Annotated in this window: 3 protein-coding genes and 1 pseudogene; 1 reads left to right on the top strand and 3 read right to left on the bottom strand. The window is 60.3% G+C overall.

Going from position 1 to position 5,522, the window contains the following annotated elements; all coding sequences use genetic code 11:
* Positions 1-125 precede the first annotated feature (125 nt).
* Positions 126-1,190: a glycosyltransferase family 4 protein gene (locus tag WCA53_RS22920; protein ID WP_423915868.1), complete on the bottom strand. Its 1,065-nt coding sequence runs from the start codon at positions 1,188-1,190 to the stop codon at positions 126-128.
* 866 nt (positions 1,191-2,056) lie between these two features.
* Here WCA53_RS22920 and WCA53_RS22915 point away from each other — a divergent pair.
* Positions 2,057-3,895 carry an ABC transporter ATP-binding protein gene (locus tag WCA53_RS22915; RefSeq protein ID WP_423915866.1) on the top strand — a complete coding sequence of 613 codons (1,839 nt, stop codon included), beginning with the start codon at positions 2,057-2,059 and terminating at the stop codon, positions 3,893-3,895.
* An 82-nt stretch (positions 3,896-3,977) separates the two neighbouring features.
* Here the strand turns inward: WCA53_RS22915 and otsA are convergent, their stop codons facing one another.
* Complete coding sequence (otsA, locus tag WCA53_RS22910; RefSeq protein WP_423915864.1) at positions 3,978-5,357, bottom strand: alpha,alpha-trehalose-phosphate synthase (UDP-forming); 1,380 nt, start codon at positions 5,355-5,357, stop codon at positions 3,978-3,980.
* Positions 5,354-5,522 (bottom strand): annotated as a pseudogene (locus tag WCA53_RS22905) (trehalose-phosphatase); the annotation flags it as partial. The gene otsA and the pseudogene WCA53_RS22905, both read right to left, overlap by 4 nt.

Raw genomic sequence — 5,522 nt, 5'->3', positions numbered from 1 at the left:
ATAACGCCCTCAGCACCGCGTTGCTGCTGCGCCAAAACAACGCCCCGTGGCCTGACGGCGCACGGGGCGTTGTTGGGTAGCGCTTGAACGTGCGCTGGCGTTACAGACCGCCTGTTCGGGTGAGCTTAGCCAGCGTTCACTTCGCGCAGCACCGTACGGCGCTTCGAACGAAGCAGCTCTTCATACGTGTGAACATAGCGCGCCGCCATGACCTTCGACGAAAAACGCGTTTCAAACGCCTGGCGCACCTTGGCGCGCGACAATGTGTCGAGGCGCTTCACCGCGGCGATCGCACTGATTTCGTCTTCCACGACAAAGCCCGACACGCCGTTTTCGATCACTTCCGGCACCGAGCCGCGATTGAACGCAATAACCGGTGTTCCGCAAGCCATCGCTTCGATCATCACGAGACCGAAGGGCTCTGGCCAATCGATCGGGAACAGCAGCGCGTGCGCGTTGCCAAGGAATTCGGTCTTCTGCGATTCGCTGATTTCGCCGATGTATTCAACATGCGGCAGCGCGAACAGCGGCTTGATGTGCTCTTCGTAATACGCGCGATCGGCGTTGTCGATTTTTGCCGCGATCTTGATCTTCATGCCCGCTGCGCCCGCGATACGGATCGCCCGGTCGACACGTTTTTCCGGCGAAATCCGGCCGAGGAACGCGAGGTAACCCGGTTCGACGTTCGGGATCGGCGTGAGCAGGTTTTCCGGCAGGCCGTGATAAACGGTCCCGAGCCAGTTGGCTTGCGGCAGCGGATGACGCTGGTTATCGGAAATCGACACGACCGGCGCTTCATTGAACGTGCTGAAGATCGGCTGCAGTTCCGGCAAGTCGAGACGGCCGTGCATGGTCGTCAGGAACGGCACCGGCTGGCGCGAAAACAGCGAAAACGGGTAATAGTCGATATGAAAGTGCAGCACGTCGAACTCGTCGGCGCGGCGACGCACTTCTTCCAGCAAAAGCATGTGCGGCGCCATCGTGTCGCGGATGGTCGGGTCGAGGCGCAGGGCCTGCGGCCAGAACGCTTCGAGCTTGGCCGACGTTTGCGAATCACCGCTCGCGAACAGCGTGACGTCGTGACCGGCATCAACCAGCGCTTCAGTCAGATAAGACACCACGCGCTCCGTGCCACCGTAGAATTTCGGCGGGACGGCTTCGTGGAGAGGCGCGATTTGAGCGATTCGCATCTGAAAAACTCCTAAAAATGTCAGGCAAAGTTGATGCGCGTGGCATCGGACGTTAAATCAAGCGAATCGCCCGACTCGGGCTCCGGCGCTACGCCGAACGTATTCGGCAAATCAGCCGGCAGCACGAAGAAAAACGCGGAGCTTCGCTATTTTGGAAACTGTTATCAAAAACGTTGCATCAGGTACCGCGGTCCGGGCACCGGCTTAACGGCGTCCGACGAGCCCCGAGGATGTTCACGAACAGCAAGTTCGGTTCCATCTCGTAAATGCAGCGCACCCAGCCATAAACGCACAGGTTTGCGGTCCGTTGACCGGAACCTACAGTTACCTGTCAAAAAAACTCAGTGGAAACCCGACGAAGTATGGTCGCTTTTATGCGGCCGCCTATCCAGCATTTCAACTTATTTACGTTGTTACATCGTCGATACACTTTGCAAACCCTTGTTTATCAAAGGTGTTCTACGTTAACGGCACCCGGGGTTAAGAAGCCTAGGGCAGACGTGCTTTAAAAATTTCAAATTTCGTCCGTGCGAGCCGCATTCGTCGAGTCAGGACCGCGAAGTGCTTGCTCGACAGCCGAGGCCCTCCGCTCGCGGTACGTGGTCGAGCGGTGAACACTTCGTGAAATGAGCATCGCCGCATAAAGATCGACCTCACGCAGCAAGAGGCGCATATTCGCTGAAATTGCGCCGTATCTGATGGTTTAGGACCACGGAAAGCGCTACGCGAGACGATATGGCTCGCTACACTGGCTACAATTCACCCTATCGGTGCTGCATGCCATCGCTCTCTTGTCGTGATGCGCCTCGCCTGCAGCCAAGGCGACGCATCGCGCTCAACCGCTCTACTCGACCAAAAACGACCAATTGGAACAATTCACTGTCTCCCAGCGTAACGCGCACAACGCCAGGCTAGCGAGCTACGCGCATCGCCCGCTTGCGTTCCTGATGCGTTACATCCGCCGTCATCCGGTCGCCCACTCCATCGTGCTCGCCAGCGTCCTGGCCGCCGTGGGCTGCGCGCTCGCCTCGCAGTACGCGATCAAGCATCTCATCGACGTACTCGGCCACGGACGCGGTCATCCGGGCCCGCTTTGGTCTGCCTTCATGATCCTGGTCGGCCTGATCGCCGCCGACAACATGCTCTGGCGCGTCGGCGGCTGGGTGGGTGCGCACACGTTCGTCATCGTGACGGGCGACTTGCGGCGCGATCTTTTCTCCTACCTTAGCGGCCATTCGCCGACCTACTTCTCCGAGAAACAGCCGGGCATGCTCGCGAGCCGCATCACGGCGACATCGAACGCGATCTACACCGCCGAGAACACGATGGCGTGGAACGTGTTGCCGCCGTGTATCGCCGTGATCGGTGCGATCGTGATGATCACGGCGGTTAATCCATTGATGGCGGGCGGCTTGCTGCTAGCATCGGCCATTTTGGCCCTGGTGTTGTACCGGCTAGCCGGACGCGGGTCGGCACGGCATCACACGTTTGCGTCGAAGGCGGCTTCAGTCGATGGCGAACTGGTCGACGTGATCGGCAACATGGCGCTCGTGCGTGCGTTCGGCATGACGTTCCGGGAGCAAAAGCGCTTCGGTTCGACGGTGAAGGCCGAGATGGTCGCGCGCCAGCAAAGCCTGCTGTACCTCGAAAAATTGCGACTCTTCCATGCGGTCGTCACCGCGATCCTGTCTGCTGGTTTGCTCGGTTGGGCCTTGGAGCTGTGGTCGAAGGGAGAAGCGACATCGGGCGATATCGTGCTTGTCAGCTCGCTCGGCTTCACCATTCTTCACGGCACCCGCGACCTGGCCGTGGCGCTTGTCGACGTGACTCAGCACGTCGCGCGTCTGGCCGAAGCCGTGCAAACGCTGCTCGAACCGCACGGCATGCCGGATCGGTCTGACGCAACGGAACTCGTGCCGCAAGGCGGCCGCGTCGATTTCGATGAAGTGACGTTCGCGTATCCGCGTCGTCGTCCGATCCTCGACCGGTTCCATTTGCACATTGAACCGGGTCAGCGAGTCGGACTGATCGGCAAGTCGGGCGCGGGGAAATCGACCGTGCTGGCGTTGCTCCAGCGCTTTTATGAAGCTCAGGGCGGCCACATCAAGGTCGACGGGCAGGATATTTCCCTGATCACGCAGGACAGCTTGCGCATGTCGATCGCGCTGGTGCCACAGGATATTTCGCTGTTTCACCGGACGGTGTACGAGAACATTGCCTATGGCCGGCCCGATGCGTCGCGCGAGGACGTTCTCGCGGCCGCTCGCGAAGCGCGCTGCTCGGATTTCATCGAAGCGATGCCCGAAGGGTTCGATACGATCGTCGGCGACCGCGGCGTGAAGCTGTCGGGCGGACAACGGCAGCGGATCGCGATTGCGCGCGCCATTCTCAAGAACGCGCCGATCCTTTTGCTCGATGAAGCCACGTCCGCACTCGATAGCGCCTCGGAAGAAGCGATCCAGCAAGCGCTTGACCGGTTGATGGTCGGGCGCACCGTGATCGCGATTGCGCACCGGTTATCGACGCTGCAGGGCTTCGACCGGATTATCGTGATGAGCTCGGGCAAGGTGATCGACGACGGCACGCCGCAACAATTGCGCGAACGCCCGGGGCTTTATCGCGAGTTGCTTTCGAAGCAGCACGGCAAGCTGCCGCCGGCCACGATGCCTTCGCAACAACTCGCGGCGAAGGCGGAGTCGACCTGAGGTTGGGCTCTGCCGGGGTGATCAGTGTTTGAGGTGGATCTGCTTGCGGGAAGCCAAGCAGATCCACCCCGCCCCGCCCCGCTTAACCCTGAAGATCGCGCATGAAATTGTCGCGCCACACCGATACATTGTTCTCGCGAAGCTGCGTGAACATTTCGGCGTGCCGGGCACGCCTTTCGTTCAGCGGCATGGCTAGCGCCGAAGCCAGCGCGTCCGCCATCCCGTCGATATCAAGCGGATTCACAATCAGCGCGCCGTTCAATTCCTGCGCCGCGCCCGCGAATTGCGACAGCACCAGCACGCCCGGATCGTCAGGATCCTGCGCCGCCACATACTCCTTCGCGACCAGATTCATGCCATCGCGCAAAGGTGTGACAAAACCCACATGCGACGCGCGAAACAGCGCAGCGAGCACATGCCGCTCGTATTGCCGATGGATATACCGAATCGGCGTCCAGTCGAGTTCCGCATAGCGCCCATTGATTCGCCCCGATTCCGCTTCGAGTTGCAGCCGAATATCGCGATACGTGTCCATATCGGCACGTGTTGGGGGGGCGATCTGCACGAAGGAAACGTTGTTGCGCTTCTCCGGCTGCTTTTCAAGCAGCTTTTCGAACGCGCGGAATCGTTCGACCAGGCCCTTCGAATAATCCAGCCGGTCGACGCTCATCACCAGTTTGCGCTCGCGCAGCGTGGTTTTCACCGTTTGCACTTCGCGCCCGCTTTCGCCCGATTTGGCCAGCGCGGCTATCTCGTCTGGATAAACGCCGATCGGATACGCCGCCGCCCGCAGCGTCTTTCCAAACGCGTGCACCTCATGAGGCGCGCCGGTGATGCGCGATACAGTTCCATTTGCCTCCGTCTCGATGTAATCGCAAAACGCGCGCAAATCCGGCTGAGTCTGGAAGCCGAGCAGATCGAAGGAGCACAGCGCCTCGGCCAACTCCCGATGACGCGGCACGCTCAACAGGACCTGCGACGCCGGAAACGGAATGTGCAAAAAGAAGCCGACGCGATTTTTCACGCCCTCTTCCCGCAACGCCTGCGCAAACGGGATCAGGTGATAGTCGTGAACCCAGATCACGTCGTCGGCTTTCAACAGCGGCGCGAGTTGCTTCGCGAGCCAGCGATTGACGCGGCAATAGCCATCGAATTCATCGCGGTCGAACTGGATCAAATCCGGCCGATAGTGAAACGCAGGCCACAACGTAGCGTTGGAAAAGCCGCGGTAGTACTGGTCGTAATCCTGTTGAGCCAGGCCGATGGTCGCGAACGTCACGCGGCCGCGTTCTTCGAGCGTGATGGCATCGGGCGGTTCGGGCACCACGTCGCCACTCCAGCCGAACCACATGCCGCCGGTTTCCTTGAGCGCGTCATAGACACCTACGGCCAGGCCACCGGCCGCGGGGCCGCCTTCGGAGATCGGCGCGACTCGATTTGAAACGATGATCAGCCGACTCACGAACGCACTCCTGCAATCCCCTGGAGCCAGTCGAGCAACTCACCGACCGAGTCGACCCGCATGGTCGCGAGCGAATCGCCGCCGCCAACTTTGATCGACACGCCGTTGCGCTCGTTCACGACCGCGAAGCCTTTTTCATCGGTCAGGTCATCGCCGATAAACACC

The sequence above is a fragment of the Caballeronia sp. genome, from assembly GCF_049581465.1.
Taxonomy (GTDB): Bacteria; Pseudomonadota; Gammaproteobacteria; order Burkholderiales; family Burkholderiaceae; genus Caballeronia.
Note: the sequence above shows the minus strand (reverse complement) of the source record. Positions and strands in the feature narration are given on the sequence as shown.